Annotated in this window: 18 protein-coding genes; 8 read left to right on the top strand and 10 right to left on the bottom strand. The window is 48.0% G+C overall.

The genetic code is table 11. The features are described 5' to 3' along the window. Positions 1 to 189: 189 nt before the first annotated feature. Positions 190 to 978, bottom strand: a complete 789-nt coding sequence (locus RBH76_08610; protein ID WMJ82798.1) for a hypothetical protein — start codon at positions 976 to 978, stop codon at positions 190 to 192. A 134-nt stretch (positions 979 to 1,112) separates the two neighbouring features. Between RBH76_08610 and RBH76_08615 the strand changes: the two genes are divergently transcribed. Further along, positions 1,113 to 1,721, top strand: a complete 609-nt coding sequence (locus RBH76_08615) for a hypothetical protein (GenBank protein ID WMJ82799.1) — start codon at positions 1,113 to 1,115, stop codon at positions 1,719 to 1,721. Positions 1,722 to 1,733: 12 nt separating this feature from the next. Here the strand turns inward: RBH76_08615 and RBH76_08620 are convergent, their stop codons facing one another. Beyond that, positions 1,734 to 2,006: a hypothetical protein gene (locus RBH76_08620; GenBank protein ID WMJ82800.1), complete on the bottom strand. Its 273-nt coding sequence runs from the start codon at positions 2,004 to 2,006 to the stop codon at positions 1,734 to 1,736. Between the two features lie 590 nt (positions 2,007 to 2,596). Between RBH76_08620 and glsA the strand changes: the two genes are divergently transcribed. The 3 genes from glsA to RBH76_08635 all read left to right on the top strand — a co-directional run bounded on the left by glsA (position 2,597) and on the right by RBH76_08635 (position 6,171). Then, positions 2,597 to 3,505, top strand: a complete 909-nt coding sequence (gene glsA / locus RBH76_08625) for a glutaminase A (protein WMJ82801.1) — start codon at positions 2,597 to 2,599, stop codon at positions 3,503 to 3,505. Between the two features lie 166 nt (positions 3,506 to 3,671). After that, a complete protein-coding gene (locus RBH76_08630; protein WMJ82802.1) occupies positions 3,672 to 5,075 on the top strand; it encodes an alanine/glycine:cation symporter family protein in 1,404 nt (467 codons plus the stop codon). 31 nt (positions 5,076 to 5,106) lie between these two features. Continuing rightward, a complete protein-coding gene (locus RBH76_08635; GenBank protein ID WMJ82803.1) occupies positions 5,107 to 6,171 on the top strand; it encodes an alanine/ornithine racemase family PLP-dependent enzyme in 1,065 nt (354 codons plus the stop codon). Positions 6,172 to 6,573: 402 nt separating this feature from the next. Here the strand turns inward: RBH76_08635 and hgdB are convergent, their stop codons facing one another. The 8 genes from hgdB to RBH76_08675 all read right to left on the bottom strand — a co-directional run bounded on the left by hgdB (position 6,574) and on the right by RBH76_08675 (position 14,377). After that, the gene (hgdB, locus tag RBH76_08640; protein WMJ82804.1) at positions 6,574 to 7,722 is read right to left on the bottom strand and encodes a (R)-2-hydroxyglutaryl-CoA dehydratase subunit beta; all 1,149 of its coding nucleotides are present in this window, start codon (positions 7,720 to 7,722) and stop codon (positions 6,574 to 6,576) included. Next, on the bottom strand, positions 7,722 to 8,993 hold the full coding sequence (locus tag RBH76_08645) for a 2-hydroxyacyl-CoA dehydratase (protein WMJ82805.1): 1,272 nt from the start codon (positions 8,991 to 8,993) through the stop codon (positions 7,722 to 7,724). Before RBH76_08645 ends, hgdB begins: the two co-directional genes overlap by 1 nt. A gap of 85 nt (positions 8,994 to 9,078) precedes the next feature. Next, on the bottom strand, positions 9,079 to 9,861 hold the full coding sequence (gene hgdC / locus RBH76_08650) for a (R)-2-hydroxyglutaryl-CoA dehydratase activase HgdC (protein ID WMJ82806.1): 783 nt from the start codon (positions 9,859 to 9,861) through the stop codon (positions 9,079 to 9,081). A 61-nt stretch (positions 9,862 to 9,922) separates the two neighbouring features. Next, entirely contained in the window at positions 9,923 to 11,686 is a 1,764-nt protein-coding gene (locus RBH76_08655) for a carboxyl transferase domain-containing protein (GenBank protein ID WMJ82807.1), read from the bottom strand. A 22-nt stretch (positions 11,687 to 11,708) separates the two neighbouring features. Continuing rightward, positions 11,709 to 12,503, bottom strand: a complete 795-nt coding sequence (gene gctB / locus RBH76_08660) for a glutaconate CoA-transferase subunit B (GenBank protein WMJ82808.1) — start codon at positions 12,501 to 12,503, stop codon at positions 11,709 to 11,711. A gap of 14 nt (positions 12,504 to 12,517) precedes the next feature. After that, positions 12,518 to 13,474 (bottom strand): glutaconate CoA-transferase subunit A, encoded by a 957-nt coding sequence (gene gctA, locus RBH76_08665; protein ID WMJ82809.1) that lies wholly within the window; start codon positions 13,472 to 13,474, stop codon positions 12,518 to 12,520. Positions 13,475 to 13,571: 97 nt separating this feature from the next. After that, positions 13,572 to 14,036 (bottom strand): biotin/lipoyl-containing protein, encoded by a 465-nt coding sequence (locus RBH76_08670; protein ID WMJ82810.1) that lies wholly within the window; start codon positions 14,034 to 14,036, stop codon positions 13,572 to 13,574. Between the two features lie 167 nt (positions 14,037 to 14,203). Next, positions 14,204 to 14,377, bottom strand: coding sequence for a hypothetical protein (locus tag RBH76_08675; protein WMJ82811.1), 174 nt, complete (start codon positions 14,375 to 14,377; stop codon positions 14,204 to 14,206). Positions 14,378 to 14,650: 273 nt separating this feature from the next. Between RBH76_08675 and RBH76_08680 the strand changes: the two genes are divergently transcribed. From RBH76_08680 to RBH76_08695, 4 genes are all read left to right on the top strand, one after another. After that, positions 14,651 to 15,466: an AraC family transcriptional regulator gene (locus RBH76_08680; GenBank protein WMJ82812.1), complete on the top strand. Its 816-nt coding sequence runs from the start codon at positions 14,651 to 14,653 to the stop codon at positions 15,464 to 15,466. 278 nt (positions 15,467 to 15,744) lie between these two features. Next, positions 15,745 to 17,352, top strand: coding sequence for a gamma-glutamyltransferase family protein (locus RBH76_08685; protein WMJ82813.1), 1,608 nt, complete (start codon positions 15,745 to 15,747; stop codon positions 17,350 to 17,352). A gap of 18 nt (positions 17,353 to 17,370) precedes the next feature. Continuing rightward, the gene (locus tag RBH76_08690; protein WMJ82814.1) at positions 17,371 to 17,544 is read left to right on the top strand and encodes a FeoB-associated Cys-rich membrane protein; all 174 of its coding nucleotides are present in this window, start codon (positions 17,371 to 17,373) and stop codon (positions 17,542 to 17,544) included. Between the two features lie 13 nt (positions 17,545 to 17,557). Continuing rightward, positions 17,558 to 18,040 carry a GNAT family N-acetyltransferase gene (locus RBH76_08695; protein ID WMJ82815.1) on the top strand — a complete coding sequence of 161 codons (483 nt, stop codon included), beginning with the start codon at positions 17,558 to 17,560 and terminating at the stop codon, positions 18,038 to 18,040. Positions 18,041 to 18,096: the final 56 nt, after the last annotated feature.

The raw sequence follows: 18,096 nt of genomic DNA on the forward strand, positions 1-18,096 counted from the left end.
TTCATCTGGGCACATCATGGCCATCCCCCATGTTTTGTTCCACTTTGAACCTAAGTTACAATACAAGGGAGTTACTTGTCTAAAAATAATTCCTTGGGGCCAACCGCCTACGCATTTGAATCCATCAGCACATCTTATTATCTCGCATTTTACTCTTTGCAACAAAAAGTCATACGCAAATAGTTTTAGTTAGCCACAACCCCATCCGCGCCATTTTTCTCTAAGCGAAGATTCCGGCGGCGCATCGTCCTCCTGATCTTTCTGGCCAAGTAAAACCACATCGCCGTTTTGTGCATCCGGTGCAGTGAGCGCTTCCGCAGCCGGCTCAACTAAAGCTGTCTCTTCTACCTTTTTGGGTGTATCAATAACTTTCTTATCTTCTGGCGTACTTTTGTCTATGTCTTGAATATTATCGCTGGTATTAAGCTTGGAAAATTCTTCTGCGCCATCCCACGAAATGCGTTTATGCAGCTCTTTTCTATGGCTCAGTTGTTCACATAGAAAGCTATCAAAATCATCCGCCTTCTGCTGTGTGTCAATATTCTGCAGGTTTTCGCAGCCAACCAAAAACGTGCGCAAAATATTAAAAAGCCGTTGAACAGGGTCTCGATAATCCCTACACAACGCTTGGTTATTACCGCAGAGTCGGATAATATCTAACAACGCCTGTTGTGCTTCGTCATACCAGCTATCAACTTGCTCCTTTTTAATATCCCCAAGAATTTCCTTTAGCTGATTGCATTGCTGCTCAATCGGTTGTACTGATATTTCTCCGTTGGCTTTGTGCTTATATCGAATTTTGCACACGTTCCCCTGCGGCGCGACAAAATTTGAGATTTTTATAAAAGCAAAGGCGAATCTGTTGCAGGCCAGCCTGAGATCACGCTGACGCTTCCTTGTAAATAAATAGCTGAGCACCATGGCAGCCACCATAACCACAAATGCAATCTTTGCATATATGTTCATTGACGCGAACATAGACCCATCCCCCTATTATAATATATAATAAATAAACGAAGTTGGCCAATAATAACCAATACTATTCTTGCCAGTATAAACAGATTATGCTAATATGACAACAAAATAATAACTTACAAAGAGAGGCTACTAAAATGGGAAAGAAATATTCTGCTAAGCCTTCTACCACGCTGATTCTACTTAGCGGAACAGCGTTATTGGAATTTATCTTGTTGCTTGAAAATTTTGGTGCTGTCTTTTCTCCAGAACGCAATACTGCCTTTATAATAGAGATGATTTTTCTTGTCGCAGCCCTAGTAGGGGCCATTTTTAGCGCTTTCACATCCGACTGGGGCGGCAGACTTGGTTCTATCGCTGCTTATGGCGTTTTTACAGCATACGCCTTATGGAGCTTGTACTCATTTTCATTATTTTCTTCTAAGTTTGCCGAGTGTTTTTCTCCACAATATGGCCAGTATTACGGTATGGCTATACAGGCGGCCAAGCTTTTTGTGCTGTTTATCGGTATTGCCGCTAAGCGTACTGATAATTTACCTAATACTCGGACCTATGTATCTGCACTTGATAAAGTATCACAGCGCAAGCAGTTAGAATGGGCGGCAGCAGCGGAAAAAAGCTCTAAAAAGGAAGCTATTCGCACGGTAGAAAATCTGAAGGCGCAGCTTGGTGAAGTGGAGTTTGCCCGTTTAATCAGTCAGATAGAAGAATCAGAGGCCGAAAAAAGCGAAACTACCCCTGAATAAGTACGTTGCTGGTTATTCCTCGGCCTTGCCGTCACCTTTTTCCGTTCTAACCCACGCAATAATAATACTGGCTAATACGATAATATTTGCGGAGGCCATTGTGTAGCTGTCATTGAACATTCTAGCTGCGTTAAGTAGAACCATTACTATGCCCAGCAAATAGTTTGTTCTGACAAGCCACTTTGATGGCCTTTTTGTCTTATAGGTAATATAAAAATTTACAAACGTCAGCATTATCAACAGTCCGAGGCCAAACAGCAAATATCTTAGTAATAATTTTTCCAAAATTACCCCAACCTTTCAATTTGGTAAAATTATATCATAATTTTTCAACAAATCAAATGTTATTCGACAATTATGTCTTAAATACCTCAATTGATTGTCAAGGGCTTTAAGGCTTTTGACCCAGGTTTAAAATGGTTATTATGGTACTTTGTCCGCTCGGAAATAGATAAAACCACAAATTTCCTGATAACTTAAGGCTCCGCATTTTATGCGGAGCCTTAGTGTATGCCTACGATATAAGACAATAATTTCTGATTAAATTTTTAAAAAAAGCATTAAGCCAAAATATAAGGAATAATAGCTTTAGCAGGCAACAATATTAAAATTAAATTTTCACTATAATTTGAATTGATAATATGTTATCATATATATTTGTAATAGTGTATTTATTATTAAGACATATATAGTTTATAGTTTTGTGTATATTAAAAGAGGCGATTATGCATATTGCACAACAAGGTGTGGAATATATAGCAAGTATGATATATATAAATGATAATACTTGTTATTGCAAACTCGTATTACTCAATGTTGGCCCTGCATGCTATGATTAATAAGTAGACCTAAAACTAATTATGGGAGATTGTAGAATGCAGGAAATATTAGAGCAATCGATGATATATGCTAGAACCTTTATATCACAAGGTAAGGTCGCAACCTATATTCCGATGCTTGCTCAGGTTAATCCTACCCTGCTGGGTGTATGCATAAAGACAGTTGACGGCCAAAAATTTTATGCCGGAGACTGTAAGTATCCTTTTACGATCCAAAGTATTTCTAAAACTATTTTATTGATTTTAGCGCTTCAGGTCGTGGGATATGACAAAGTGTTTTCAAAAGTAGGGTTTGAGCCGACTGGCGACGCCTTTAACTCTATCGTAAAACTTGAAACTAAAACACCACATCCTTTAAACCCTATGATTAACGCTGGGGCAATTGCAGTGGCGAGCTGTTTAACTGGAGAAGACCGGTTTGAGCAGTTTTTGCAGCTGACTCAAAAGCTGTGCGGTCGGGATGACGTACACCTTAATGAGGCGGTGTATTGGTCTGAAAAAGGGGCTGGCATGCGTAATCGCTCAATGGCCTATTTTATGCAGAGCGAAAATCTTTTGGACGGTGATATCGAAAGCCTTCTGGACTTTTATTTTAAAATGTGTTCAGTAGAGGTAACCGCTCAAGACCTTGCAAATTATGGAATGATATTGGCTAACGGCGGTATTGATCCTCTTACAGGGGAACAACTGGTTGAAAACTGGATACTACGCATTGTTAAAACGTTGATGATAACCTGTGGACTGTACGATGGCTCTGGTGAGTTTGCTATTAAAGTCGGAATCCCCTCTAAAAGTGGGGTGGGCGGCGGCATTGTTTCAGCAGCGGAAAACCGCATGGGCATTGGCGTATTTTCACCTGCCTTGGACGCCAAAGGAAACAGCATTGGAAGCTATCGTGTGTTAGAGTATCTTTCCCATCAACTGGGTTTGCATTATTTTTCCTAAAACCAAGAAGAAAAGGTTCAAAATTGCATGAGAGGAGGAAGCTTGGGGGAGCGGAAACTAAAGCGCAAAGGAGGGGCGCAGAACAAGCAGAGACGATGTAGTACAGCAGACTAGAACGATGCAGCAGACTAGAAAACGTTAATAAAAAAACGAGGGAGTGTTTGACTTGTTCGCAGCTTTAATCGGAAACTTGAACAATTGGCTTTATACATATATTCTAATTGTTCTTCTTATCGGTGTCGGCCTTTATTTTACTTTTAAAACAAATTTTGTGCAGTTTCGTATGTTTAAAGAGTCAATAAAGGTGGTGACGGAGCCAAAAGAGGATGAAAGATCTATTTCTTCCTTCGAGGCATTGATGGTCTCCACTGCTTCCCGCGTTGGTGTTGGCAATATAGCGGGTGTTTCAACTGCTATCTGCCTAGGCGGTGCGGGCTCGGTATTCTGGATGTGGCTTATAGCGCTGGTGGGAAGTGCTTCGGCATTTATAGAAAGCACACTGGCTCAAATATATAAAGTGCGTGATACAGATGGCAGTTCCTTTGGTGGGCCAGCTTATTACATTCAAGCGGTGCTTAAAAATCGTGGTCTCGGCGTACTGTTCGCCGTTATGCTGATCCTTACCTACATGGGCGGCTTTAATATGGTCGCCGCTTTCAACATTGCCTCTGCGTTTGAAGGATACAGTTTTTATTCATCAAGTACTCCTGTGATTGTAGGAGCGTTGCTGGCGATTGTTACCGGCCTTTGCATCTTTGGTGGCGGCAAGCGGCTGAGCAAGATCACTGGTATTATCGTACCGGTCATGGCGCTGTCCTACATTCTTATCGCGCTGATTGTTGTGGTGCGTCACATTGATCTGGTCCCCGGCATGTTTATCACCATCTTTACAGAGGCGTTTGATGTCTCCGCTATTTTTGGTGGATTTATGGGCTCCTGTGTAATGTACGGCATAAAGCGCGGCCTTTATTCTAACGAGGCAGGCGTTGGTTCGGCACCAAACGCAGCTGCGGCGGCCAGTGTTTCTCATCCTGTTAAGCAGGGCCTTGTACAGATGCTGTCGGTGTTTATCGACACACTACTCATTTGTTCTGCCACCGCCTTTATGCTGTTGTGCTCTGGTGTGGCACCCGATCCATCGCTCAAGGGTGTACCCTATGTTCAGGCGGCAATTTCGAACACCTTTGGAAACTTTGGCGTCATGTTTATAACCTTTGCCTTGTTCTGTTTTGCGTTTACATCTATCCTCGGCAACTTCTATTATGCCGAAGCGAACCTGAAATATCTGAATAAGACCGCTCCCAGTAAGACCATGTTGACTATTTTCCGTGCCGTTGCAGTTGTGATTGTGTTCTTTGGCGCACAGTTGGAATTTTCGATTGCATGGGATACGGCTGATGTGCTTATGGGATGCATGGCGCTGATTAATCTGCCGATTATCGTTATTTTGGCGGGGCCGGCGGTTAAGTGCTTGCATGATTATATCGAGCAGAAGCAAGAGGGTAAAAATCCGGTGTTTATTGCATCGTCGATTGGACTTAAAGATAAAACTGATTTCTGGAACGAATAGTAGAACATAAAGTAACGGACAGGAGAAATATATGTATCCTCGGGTTGTTGTCAACCGAGCGCATCTGAAAGAAAACGTTCGGGTTGTCAGGGCATTGTGCGAAAAGCATGACATTGCGATTACGGGTGTCACAAAGGTGTTTGGGGGTGACCCCGAAATTGCGAGAGTTTTCACCGATAATGGTATTAGTATGTTGGGAGATTCGCGCATAGAGAATTTGAAAAATCTTGAATCGCTTGAAGCTGAAAAGTGGTTAATTCGTCCGCCAATGCTAAGTGAAGCGGCCCAGGTGGCTCAGTATGCGGATGTTTCACTTAACTCAGAGCTAAATACTATTTTGGCTTTAGACGCGGAGTGTCAGCATCTAAAGCGGCGGCACAAGGTTGTTTTGATGGCAGACTTGGGCGATATTCGGGAGGGCTTTGTCAATTATGATGAATTGGTAGAAGTCGCCCGACAAGTTGAGGCGCTGCAAAATATTACTCTTCTCGGTATTGGTGTTAATCTGACCTGCTTTTCATTTATTCAATCTGATGCTGATAAGATGCAGCAGTTGGTTTCTATTGCTAAACGTGTGGAAGAAGTCGTGGGGCACCCGCTGACAATAGTGAGTGGTGGTAATTCTGCTACCATTGACCTGATGCTACGCGGTGGCATCTGCGAGGGTGTCAATAACCTGCGGTTGGGCGAATCCCTGCTGTTTGGCAAGGAACGCGCAAAGTATCGCTTTTTGCCGGATACCTACCGCGATGTTTTTACACTTGAGTGCGAAATTGTGGAGCTAAAGCAGAAACCCTCAATGCCCTGGGGTGAGATAGGCGTAGATTCATATGGAAATAGACCCAGTTTTGTTGATATAGGGATACGCACTAAAGCCGTGTGCGCCCTGGGTAAACAAGATTTTGATGTGGAGACTTCGCGGCCTATTGATGCCGATATTCGAGTTTTGGGCGCAAGTTCTGATCATTTGATGCTTGATGTTACCGACAGCGAGCAGCAATATCGCGTTGGTGACGTGGTTACGCTAGAACTGGGATATTTCTCAACGATGCGCGCCTTTACCTCGCGTTATGTCAAAAAAGTTTATCTTGATTAAATAGTAGCTTCCCTTGATTGAGTGAACCTTGTAGTGAAGCGTATAACTTGCTTTATAACTGAAAGTGTCTTGAATTTTATGTTTAAGACACTTCAATCTATCAAAAAACGGCTTTAACACGCAAGTGTCAAAGCCGTTTTTGGTTACACTCGGGCGGCCTCTGTCTTTCTGTATAGGTGTTTTACTAATTTGTATACCTTTTTCAGTCCATGCTGGAGCTATTTTTGGTAGTAAGCAAAACTTCTTCTATCTATAACTTCTACATTTCTTTGCTAATCTGGCTATCTTTCTATCACCCTTATTTTAAAACTTGATATAATATAAAAGCCCGGCATATGCCGGGCTTTTTGACAAAACTAAGGCTCCGCATTTTATGCGGAGCCTTTTTAATAGGTTATAAATTTAGCTATTCATCGAAAGAACATCGGCAAATGCCTGAATTGCGGTCTTGGCCTGGCCGAAATCGCGCATCTGCTGGTCAACACCCAGTTTGATGTGCGGTACACCAGCGTCGTCAAGTGCTTTCTTCAGCGAAGGATATTCCATCTCTTCGGGATCGCAGAACTGCTGCATGAACAGAACCAGACCCTGTGCACCGCTGTCCTTAACCATATTGGCGACGAACTCACCGCGGCGGTTGAGGTTAGACTGCGGATCGTAGAGCAGAATATCATAATCCTGAGCGGCGAACTGCTCGGCCAGTGCCATCATGGGGTCACCGGTCTCGGGCGCGTCGACGCGGATAGGACGGCTCTCGTGCGCAACGTCGTCCGCTGCGATCGCAATGTTATTTTCTTCAAAGGCAGCCAGCAGCTTGGGATTGTCGCAGATGATACCAGAAGTAACAACTTTGACACCCTTCCACTGACATACCGGCAACTTCTCAAGCTCGGCGTTGAGTTTTTCCAGCTTTTCAGTGTAGACATCTTTCAGCATAAACCACGAAGCTTTGAGCACGTTGCTGCGCTTGGTGGGGGTTATGACGTCACAGTGATCATTTGCCAGCTTGACAAACTTGCGGCGGGCGGCGCGGCTCTTGTTGTAAACCTTAATAGCATCCGAGAGAGCAGCGTCGGTGATTGGTGCGCCAGAAATCTTCTCAAGCTCGTTCTTAATGTTGGTGTACTGGCTAACGGTGAACTTCTTGCCATAGTCGGGCATACGGTTCTGCGGATGCGCCAGGAAGATGACCGGCATCTTATGGCCCATCGCAACGCGGATGTTCTGAGACATCGGGCGCAGCGTATCACAAATGGTAGGGGTGATCACACCGTCAAGCTTATCCATCGTACCGTCGAGCAGCATCTCAAGGTCAAGCTGAGCAATCGTGCAATAGAAGGTTGCGCAATATTCCTTAGCCTTGGAGATAGTCTTATTGTTGCTGCCCCACATGCCAAAGGGAACCATGCCAGCCGCATGGACCAGCTCTTCCGGAACGAAATAAGGCATCACGCCGATAACCTTTTTCCCCTCAGCCTTGTAGCTGTCAAGCTGCTTGCCAGGATGGTAGGCAATCTCTTTAAATTCATTCAGCAAAGTTTCGATGCTCATTATGCACGGCCCTCCTTGGCTCTCTTGGTCTCTTCAATTGCTTCTACGAGACCCTGAACACGCGTCTCATACTGGGCAGCATTGAAGTTTCTGGGGTCGGCCTGGTCGCCATCAAAGCCGACACAGGGAATACCCAGGTCCGCGGTGAAGCGGCGCTGCATCTCAGCCATATAACCGCTCCAAGGCTTACAGCTGCGGTTGTAGTGAACCAGCACGCCATCAACCTTGTTGTCACGGCAAATGCCTTCGCGCCAGTCAACGCCCTGCTCGATACATACCGAGTTGGGTGCCTTGCAGTAAGCACGGATCATCTCATCAAAGTTGCTATAGGTGAAGCCAAACGCCGGCGCATAAACAACGGCGGTGACGTTGAGGCCATGGGTCTTCAAGGGCTTAAACAGTGCCCTGAGGTCGGGCCAACAGGGAATACCCTCGAACATGATGCGGTGCTGCTCGGGGAAGGGCAGGGTAGACTCGCCGTTCTTGACGTTCTCCTCAAGCTCCTTGGCCAGCATTTCAAAGGCCTCGGCAGCCGCGGGCTTAACACGGGCAGTCACGACGTCGGCCATGTGGTTAAACAGGTCAAAGCCGCTTAAGGGCGAGGGCTTGTATTGACAGTAGTCACAAACCTTCAGCCACGCCTGTGCACAGCGGTTAGCATTGTTGCAAACCTCTTCAAACTTCTTTTCATCCCACTTACGACCCGAGATTTTCTCGAGCTGCTTGATGGCGTCCATAAACTGACCCTTGATGTATTCCACATAGCTGTCATCAACCGTCACATGGTTGTTGTAGGGGACGTCGATCATGATCAGCGGGATATCGTTCATGCGGCAGATGTTCTCATACCACTTGGTCATGCAGTTGCAAATGTTGTTGCAGCACAACACAAAGTCAGGCAACGGCATACGGCGAGACTCGTTGGTCGTCTCAACGCCGTTAGCATAAGCGAGGCTGATGCGTGCATATCCGCAGATATCGGCATCAAAGCCCATTTCTTCCGCAGCCTTGCACATGCGCTCGCCATCTTTCTGCGCAGCAATACCAGCAGCCTGATTCTCAGGATATACAATTTTCAGCCCGAGTGTCTCGGCAATTTCTGCCGGGAACTTGGAAGAAGACCAGCCGATGGGCTCTCCATTGGCCTTCGCCACGCGTGCCGCCTCGTAAACATCGGTAACAACCTGACGCAGCGCCGCAGAAGCTGCGCTGACCTTCTTAGGAGGCTTAGCAGCAGCTGGAGCCGCAGCAGTGTTTACATTTTCAGCCATAATCGTTCATTACCTCCAGTTCTTTCATAAACCAATTGCTATATTTCCAAACCGAAACAAAGTGATCTTTGGTCGGTGTAGTTGGTTATTTACTGCACTTTTGATAAGCAAATATTGCAGCACCCAGTGCGCCAACATACTGAGTGAGAGGAGAGGTATGGATGGTGTGCCCCAGCTCTTCTTGAAGAGCCTTGACAACACCCGCATTCTGAGCGACGCCACCGGTCATAACCACCATGTCACGAACGCCCACGCGGTGTGCCAAACCAACAACGCGGCTGGCTACTGAATGATGTATACCGTTTATAATATCGCATTTATCCGTGCTCTGCGCTAACTGAGAAATAACCTCAGATTCGGCAAAAACGGTACAGGTTGAGCTGATTGCCACTCGCTTTGTGGAGTGAGACCCCAGCATGGCAAGATCGCTGACCTTGACCTCGAGTACGCGAGCCATGACATCCAGAAAACGACCTGTGCCGGCAGCACATTTATCGTTCATCTGAAAATTGACCATCGCACCGTTCTCAATCTGCATCACCTTGACGTCCTGACCGCCAATATCTATAACGGTACGAACCTCAGGGAAAAGAAAATGCGCGCCCTTGGCATGGCACGAAAGCTCACTCATCTGCTGGTTCGCAAATGTAATCGAGTTACGGCCATAACCTGTAGCCAGAATATAATTCATATCCTCAATCTTGATACCGGTGGTCTCAACAATTTCCTTGACCACCCGCTCGGGGCCACTGGTTCCAGCGCCAACCGGAATCAACGCTTTTCCCATGATTTCCTTGCCATTCTTGAGGACAATACATTTCGATGCGGTAGAACCCACATCGATTCCCATTGTAATGATATCGCTCATAATCCTATCTCTCCTGAGCCGCATTGCGCTGAATGCGCAATGCGGCATCAATTAACTCATTTTACTTCTTAGTGAAGGTTTCAAAATCCCGCATGGTTCTGGGGGTCAGCATCTGATGGAAGGGGCAGACGGCCTTGGGATTCTGATAGTATGCGTTAGCAAACGCCTTGATATAAGGACGCAGCATATTCATATCGACAATTTTGTCAACAAAACCATCCTTCTCGCAATAGAAGGGGCTGGATTTCTCAGCATATTCCTTGATAAGCTCGTTCATCTTCTCGATGATCGGGCCAATGTCCTTGCCGGCCTTGTGGTCCTTGACCAGTCTGCGCGAATACATAGCAGCAGCAGCAGTCTCACCATGCATGACGTAAATCTCGGTCGCAGCAGTGCCCAGCGAGAATACGTTGGTGTCGTTGCCCTGCGGGCCGCCCAGCACATAGTGCGCAGCAGCGGTACCCTTACGCAACGTAATCTCAAGCGAGGGCATATCGGATTTCTGAATCGAGTAGATCAGACCCTGGCCCAGGCCGAGCAGCTCAGCGCACTCTGCCTCGTCACCAACGTCGATGCCGGTGGTATCCTGAACCCAAACCAGCGGGATGCAGTCACGCGCACAAAGAGTGACGAACTCGTTCATCTTGATCAGGCCCTGACGGTACAACTTACCACCAATGCCCATCGCGCCTTCGCCCTTGTACTCGGGATAGTTCGTCAACAGACCCTGTGCGTTTGCAATAACGCCGACCAGCAGGCCGTCCATCTTGGCAAGACCGGTGATCATTTCGGGGCCATAGCCCTTCTTGTACTCAAAAAACTCAGAGTTATCGAAGATACGAGCCAGCACCTCATAGGTGTTGTAGGTCTTCTTCTGGTTGGTGGGGACGATGGTATAAAGCTCACTGGCATCAAACTGGGGCTCACGGGGCTCATCAACACGGAAGTACTCCAGGTTGTAAGCGGGCGCATATTCCATATACTTCTTGATGGCTTCGAGCACGCCCTGCTCCTCAGCATAAACCTCACGGAAGAAACCAGTCTGGTTGTGGTGTACACCAACCGAACCGGGAGGTGCAATCTCAGGACCATTTTCGGTCGCATCAATCAGCGCCATTGCGCTCTCCTCATCAACATAACCCTTGGGGTTCATGCCGCCGAGGATGCCTGCACCACCAACCGCCATATTGGCATTTGCATGGGCGATCAGGATGGTCGGGCTGATGGAGTGATAACCACCGCCTGCAGGGTTGGTGCCATAGATCGCGACAAGAACTGGAATGCCCATCTGAGCCAGCTCGGCGTTACGATAGAAGGGGGTGCCGCCGCCACGGCGGTTGGGATAAACTTTCTCCTGCTCGTCGAGCTTAACACCAGAGCAGTTGAGCACATAGATCAGCGGAATACGCAGACGCTTCGCAGTGTCAGAAGCACGCAACAGGTTATCCGCCTGTCCGGGAATCCAAGCACCGGCCAGCTTCTTGTTGTCAGAGGCAACGATAACAGCCCATTTACCGCCGATGCGGCCAAGGCCCTTGATGATAGCAGTGGAGCCGCCATCATTGTCCATCGGATTGTAAAGGGTGTTAAGGGGGCACCAGGTGCCCTGATCAATCAGCGAATAAACACGCTGCATAGCGGTCATCTGACCGGCTTTGTTCAAGCTCTCGGTGGAACGGCCATTGTCGAGAACAGCTTCAACCTTCTCAGTCATCGCTTGCTCTCTTGCCTTGATTTCCGCCTCGTTTTCGGGGTTGAGGTTGACCAGCGGCTTTCCTATCACCGGCATATTCTGAAAATAGCCGGGCATTGAGTAGTTGCTCATGGCTTTATCTCCCTTCTTATACTTAGTCCTTGGGAACCTGGATAAACGCTTGACCCGGGTCAATTTCCTCACGAATCATACGGATAACCTCAGGGTCGGGTGCATCGAGTGCAACCGCGCGTGATACATCAATTTCAAATCCAGTATGCTCGATGACGTCCTCGGGGGAGGATGTGGGGTAGTAACCAGCAAGGTACATGCGCTTGGTCTTTTCATCAAACTTCATGATGCCGCGGTCGGTAACAACCATCTGCGGGCCACGGTTGGTGGGCAGACCCATCTTTGCGCGGCCGTCGGGGCCGTCAATGTAGCCAGGGCTGGTGATATAGTCAATTTTGTCCATAAAGCGGCGCTTCTCGTGCTGCATCATGATAACGGTATTAGCAAAGGTCGCGATACCGTTTGCACCACCCGAACCGGTGAAACGGGTCTTGGGGTGATGGTAGTCACCGATCGAGGTGGAGTTAACGTTGCCATAGGGGTCAATCTGCGCACCGCCGATAAAGGCAATGAGACGATCGTTGTCATGCAGCCACTCATTGGCCTCAAAGCCGATGAAACGAACGTTGGGCCACTGTACGGCGCAGTGCGCCATGAAGCGGTTGTCGCCAACCGAACGAGGAACCTCGATAGGGGAACAGTCCATGAGACCACTCTCGACGATGAGCTGGCAGCCCGGTGCGAACACGCGCTTTGCAAGGGATGCACCGATCAGCGGAAGACCGGTGCCTACGATAACGATCTGACCGTTCTCGATCACCTTAGCGATGGTAACGGCCTGCATTTCTTTATTTGTATAATTTGTGTAATCAGCCATTGTATGCACCCTCCTTACTTCTTTAACTCTTTGGTGGCGTAGCCATAGCCGGGAACATTGTACAAACCGACGAGGCGGGAAGCACCGACAAGATCCAGGTAATCCTCATGGGTCTTGGGGCCGTAAACATACTTGTCAACAAACGCCTTAAAGTCCTCTTCGGTCTTAGAGGCTTCGCCGTATTCCTTGAGCATGGGGTTGTCATAGTCGTAGTAGTTGTAGCACTGCGAGGGATGCGCACCGAATGGGGCATGTACAACAGCGGATACACAGAAGGGCGGGATGCTGTTCTTAGTCGGATCAAGACGGATCTGCTCATTGGAAACCAGTTCTTCACAGGTGACGATCACGTTCTTTGCGGCAACCGCAATGTCAACGTCGTGGAATTCGTCGCCCTCAATCGAACAGGTGCCATCGGGAGCGGCCTTCTGAACGTGGATGATGGCGGTGTCAAGCTTCGGCACCGGGAGCGCAACGACCTTCTCACCGGGGTTGAAGGGGTTGTCGATATAGACAAACTTGTCTTCGGGCAGCTTCGGAATGGTCTTGCGAACCTCCTTGCTGATGCCCCACATATCGACGAGCGAAGAGCCCATCATCAGGCGCACAGGCAGGAAGGGCAGGCCCAGCGAAGCAGCGTGCAGCATCATCATAACGGCGTCCTGAGAGTAGTCCTCCATGATGAGCTTACCTTCTTCATAGGCTTTACGATAACGGCGCGAGACGTTGGTAACGCCCGAGTCGGCGGTGTAGCAGTTGATATAAGCCTTGACGCGACCCTCGCCGATCATCATATCCCAGTCGCCGCCGGCCGGTCCAGCATAGACGATAAAATCGGTAAGACCCTGACGCAAAATCTCACGAGCTGCGGCATAAGGCTTTCTGTTGGTGGTAAAGCCGCCAAAACAGATATTATCTCCACTATGCACGTACTTAGAAATTGCCTCGGACAAAGTTAATACTTTTTCCATAGTAAAACCTCCACTTTTACGTTTGTGTGTATAATTAGTACGCTATCTGCATCCTTTCGCAATCGGGCGAACGGCAGATCCGATTACTACACTCTTATCAGCCAATAACCACCAGCACATCGCCGGGGGAAACGGCCGCACCCTGAGCGACTCGTACTTCTTTGACAGTGCCGTCGCAGGGGGCAAAAATCTCGTTCTCCATCTTCATAGCTTCAAGCACAACAACAACTTGACCATTCTTGACAACATCGCCGACATTGACCAACATCTTAAAGATTGTGCCACTCATGGGGGCGGTGATGGATCCAGCACCAGCGGGTACGGGTGCAGCGGGTGCAGTAGGTGCAGCCGGTGCGGGCGCAGCGGGTGCAGTAGGTGCAGCCGGTGCGGGCGCAGCGGGCGCGGGAGCAGGAGCGGCAGGCGCGGGAGCAGGAGCCACAATCGGCGCACTAGTGGCAATCGCACCAGCGGCAATTTCTTCACGGGTCAGCGGGCGAAATACGTCCGTTCTCTCAATCTCTACATCGTAGGTTCTTCCGTTGAGGGTAGCAGTATACTTCATAACCATTCTCCTTACATCAAGTTTTTCAGATCTTCAAAATCCAAATTTAAACCTATAGTGCCAAAGCGCAAAATATTTAAAACCACAAACGGCAATTTGCGCCAGACAAAATAAAACCCCCTTACGTAAGCTTTTTCAGCCCCTTAAAAGCTGGATGTTTTTCAGCATTAAAGGCAACAGCTCATGTAAGCAGGCTCAAGGCGCGATGAAGGGGTACGTACCAGCATTCCACCGACAAGACTGTCGATAAAACTCAAAAGTTCCTTCCCCCCTTCTGCCTGCCCGCCGTTACAAGCGGTATGCGCTGCAAAAGCAATGACGCACAAACATTCTACACCCATTTTGTCCTCTAAGTATATCACACAATCAAGATTAATAATTATCGCTAATTGGTAAAAACCTTGCGGATGTTGTGTTTCGTGCGTATTCGTCATTTTTACGTCTGATTTTTTCGGTTTTTATCGCATAAATCCCCTGTTTAACGTCATTTCCAAAAATTTTCATTAGCGCAGCATTTTCAAAATATACATCAACTTTTACAAAATATTTGCATATCTTGCGTTTTAATGATATAATTAGTAAAATTCGTTTTCACGACGAAAGGATGGTGTGTCATGACCCCCGCAAAATACCAGATGCGCTTAAATTGGGACGATTCCTGGCACATGGATCGCCCCCATTTTCATGAGGATATCGAAATATTACTCTGTCTCTCGGACGGTGGCGATTTCTTTATCGAAAACGAGCTTTACCCCATGCACTGGGGCGCACTTTTTCTCATCGGTGAGGCCACACTACACAAGAGCACTGCAAGCGATTCTTACAAGCGCTATGTGTTGCATATATCATCGAGTACACTCCAGGAACTTTCAATGCCCAAAAGTGATTTTCTGGCCTGCACCCGCGAGTCGGGCCACTGCGTATTGTTGGAAAAGGAAAAGACTTTCGAGCTAATCAAGCTGTTCGAGCAGTTGGAAAAACCGCGTGCCGATGTGTTTGGCAGCGATATGCAGGACATGATTATATTATTGAGCCTTTTGCTTAAGGTTTTCTCATCCTTTGAAACAACCGACCGCAGCAAAGTGGTCTTAAACCCCGACTTTGCCCGCATTTCTCCCATACTTGAATTTATTCAAGTACATTTGGCTGAGCCGCTTACATTGGATATCATTGCTGCAAACTGCTTTATCAACAAATATCACCTGTGCCATTCCTTTAAGGCCGTCACCGGTTTTTCAGTCATGGAATACATCATACACTGCCGAGTACTCAAGGCGCGCGAACTACTGAGAAAGGGCATGCGCGTGCAGGAGGTAGGCGAGATGGTAGGTTTTCGCAACAACGAGCATTTTATTCGCACCTTTGGTACTCTCACTGGCACCTCACCCAAGCGCTACGCCAAGGAGTATCTCGCTGGAGATAAGTGTTAACACTTTCTAAAACGCCGATATGCGTCTGAACTGTCTGTTTTAAACTCGTAATTTGCAGACAGCGTTTTCAGGTTGCATGCCGGCGTTTTTTGGTGTACCCTTAAAGATATTCCTGTGCTAGGCGCACAGCTCCATTTATGATCAATAAAAAGCCTGAGGTTGTATTATTTATCCGCAACAATTTTGACTGTCGCGCCTTGTTATTCCATCCATTTAAATAACATTATACCATCTTTGACGCAGCATTGAAATACGACACGAAACAAGGGGGCCTTATTATGAATTTTCATGCCTATCCCTATCCTTCGCAGCGCCGGGTTACCTTTGGCGCACGAGGCATGGTCGCCACATCTCAGCAGCTTTGCGCACAAGTCGGGTTGGATATTTTAAAACAAGGCGGCAACGCTATAGATGCTGCCATTGCCACCGCAGCCTGTCTCACAGTCGTCGAACCCTGTTCCAACGGCATCGGCGGCGACGCCTTTGCGCAGGTTTGGACAAAGGACGGTTTGTTTGGCCTAAATTCTACTGGCTTTTGCCCAGAACTTCTAACTGCACAAAAGGTACGTGATGCAGGACATAAAATCATGCCAAAAGTTGGCTTTTTTTCACAGACCGTGCCGGGCGTTCCTGCTGCCTGGGCCGCGCTTTCAGAGCGATTTGGCCGACTACCGCTGATTGAAGTGCTTACTCCCGCCATCCGTTACGCCTCCGATGGCTTTACGGTTGGTCCCACCGTCGCGGAAAGGTGGCAAGTTGCCGCTGAACAAACTTATGCGCCCTATAGAGAACGCCCCGAATTCGCCGAGTGGTTCCGTGTGTTCACCAAGAACGGTAAAGCACCGCAAGCCGGGGAATGCTGGCGGCTACCGGATCATGCAAAAACGCTCGCCGAAATTGCCAACACTGGTGCCAAGTCCTTTTACAGCGGCGGTCTGGCAGAAGAAATTGACCGCTATATGCGTACAGCTGGCGGCTTTTTGCGTAAAAATGACCTAAACGCCTTTTCGCCTGAGTGGGTGACTCCGCTCACTACCGCCTATCGAGGCTATGACATTTGGGAGCTGCCGCCCAACGGACAAGGCATGATTGCGCTCATGGCGCTAAACATCCTTAATGACATGACGTTGCCTGCACTGGATGACCCCAAAAGTTGGCACCTGCAAATTGAGGCGCTTAAACTAGCCGCTACCGACGCTTACCACTACATTGCCGACCCACGCACCGGTATGGCAGCCACAGCGCAGCAGCTACTTAGCACCGCCTATGCCCAGCGACGTCGCGCGCTCATTACCGACGAAGCGCTGCTACCCACCGTAGGCAACCCGACCGATGGCGGCACCGTCTATCTCTGTACTGCAGATGCCGATGGCAATATGGTGTCCTACATTCAGTCGAATTATAACGGTTTTGGTTCAGGTATTGTTGTTCCCGGCACCGGTATCGCCCTGCACAACCGTGGTAGCGGCTTTTATCTCGACGAAAGCAGCCCCAATTGTCTTGCGCCCGGCAAACGACCTTATCACACAATTATTCCTGGTTTTATCTCGAAAGATGGTCAACCAGTTGCACCGTTTGGTGTTATGGGCGCCTTTATGCAACCACAAGGGCACCTTCAAGTCGTGCTCAGAATGCTCGAATATGGCCAGAATCCTCAATCGGCGCTAGACGCCCCACGCTGGTACTGGACTGGTGAGCGTTGTGTCAGTTTAGAGCATGGTGTTCCACTGTATATCGCGCGCGCACTCGAACAGATGGGGCACCACGTTAGCTATTCGGTCGACCGTGCGCCTTTCGGCCGGGGCCAGATCATCTGGCGTCAGCAAAACGGCGTATACGCCGGTGGCACTGACCCGCGCTGCGACGGCGCCGTCGTCGCTCAATAGAAAGGATTTGATCTTATTATGACACTGCAGTTTATCGTTATTATCGGCTTGATGGTCGCGTTACTTTGCGGTTTGTTTATCTTTGCCCTGATATCCAAAAATAAAGACCCGATGATGCAGGGGGGCTGCCACGGTGACTGTTCACATTGTACTGCGCACTGTGATGAAGAGGATAACAAAAACCGCAAATAAGGAGTCCATCAACATGCAAACACCCTTAAGCTTTAGACCCGCAACCTACGCCGATATTCCACAGATACTCCATTTTATCAAACTGTTAGCTGAATACGAAAAGCTTAGCAATGAGGTGACAGCCACCGAAGCACTGTTGAGGGAATGGCTGTTTGAAAAGAAAAAAGCCGAAGTTATTTTTGCCGAAATTAATCAGGAAGTTGTTGGCTTTGCACTGTTCTTTTATAATTTTTCTACCTTTTTAGGCCGTGCTGGTCTTTATCTTGAAGATCTTTACGTTAAAGAGTCCTACCGCGGTAAAGGTTACGGCAAGGCTATTTTACAGGAGCTTGCCAGACTGGCCGTTGAACGCGGCTGCGGCCGGCTTGAGTGGCAATGCCTAGATTGGAATAAGCCGAGTATCGATTTCTATCTTTCACTTAATGCCCGCCCGATGGACGATTGGACAGTATACCGCCTAACCGGGGACACTCTGCTTGCTATGGCCAAGAATTAAGATGCTACAAGCTAAGGCGACCGCGTTTAAAAACGCGGTCGCCTTAGCTTGACTTT

The organism is Oscillospiraceae bacterium MB24-C1, from assembly GCA_030913685.1.
Classification (GTDB): Bacteria; Bacillota; Clostridia; order Oscillospirales; family Ruminococcaceae; genus Yanshouia.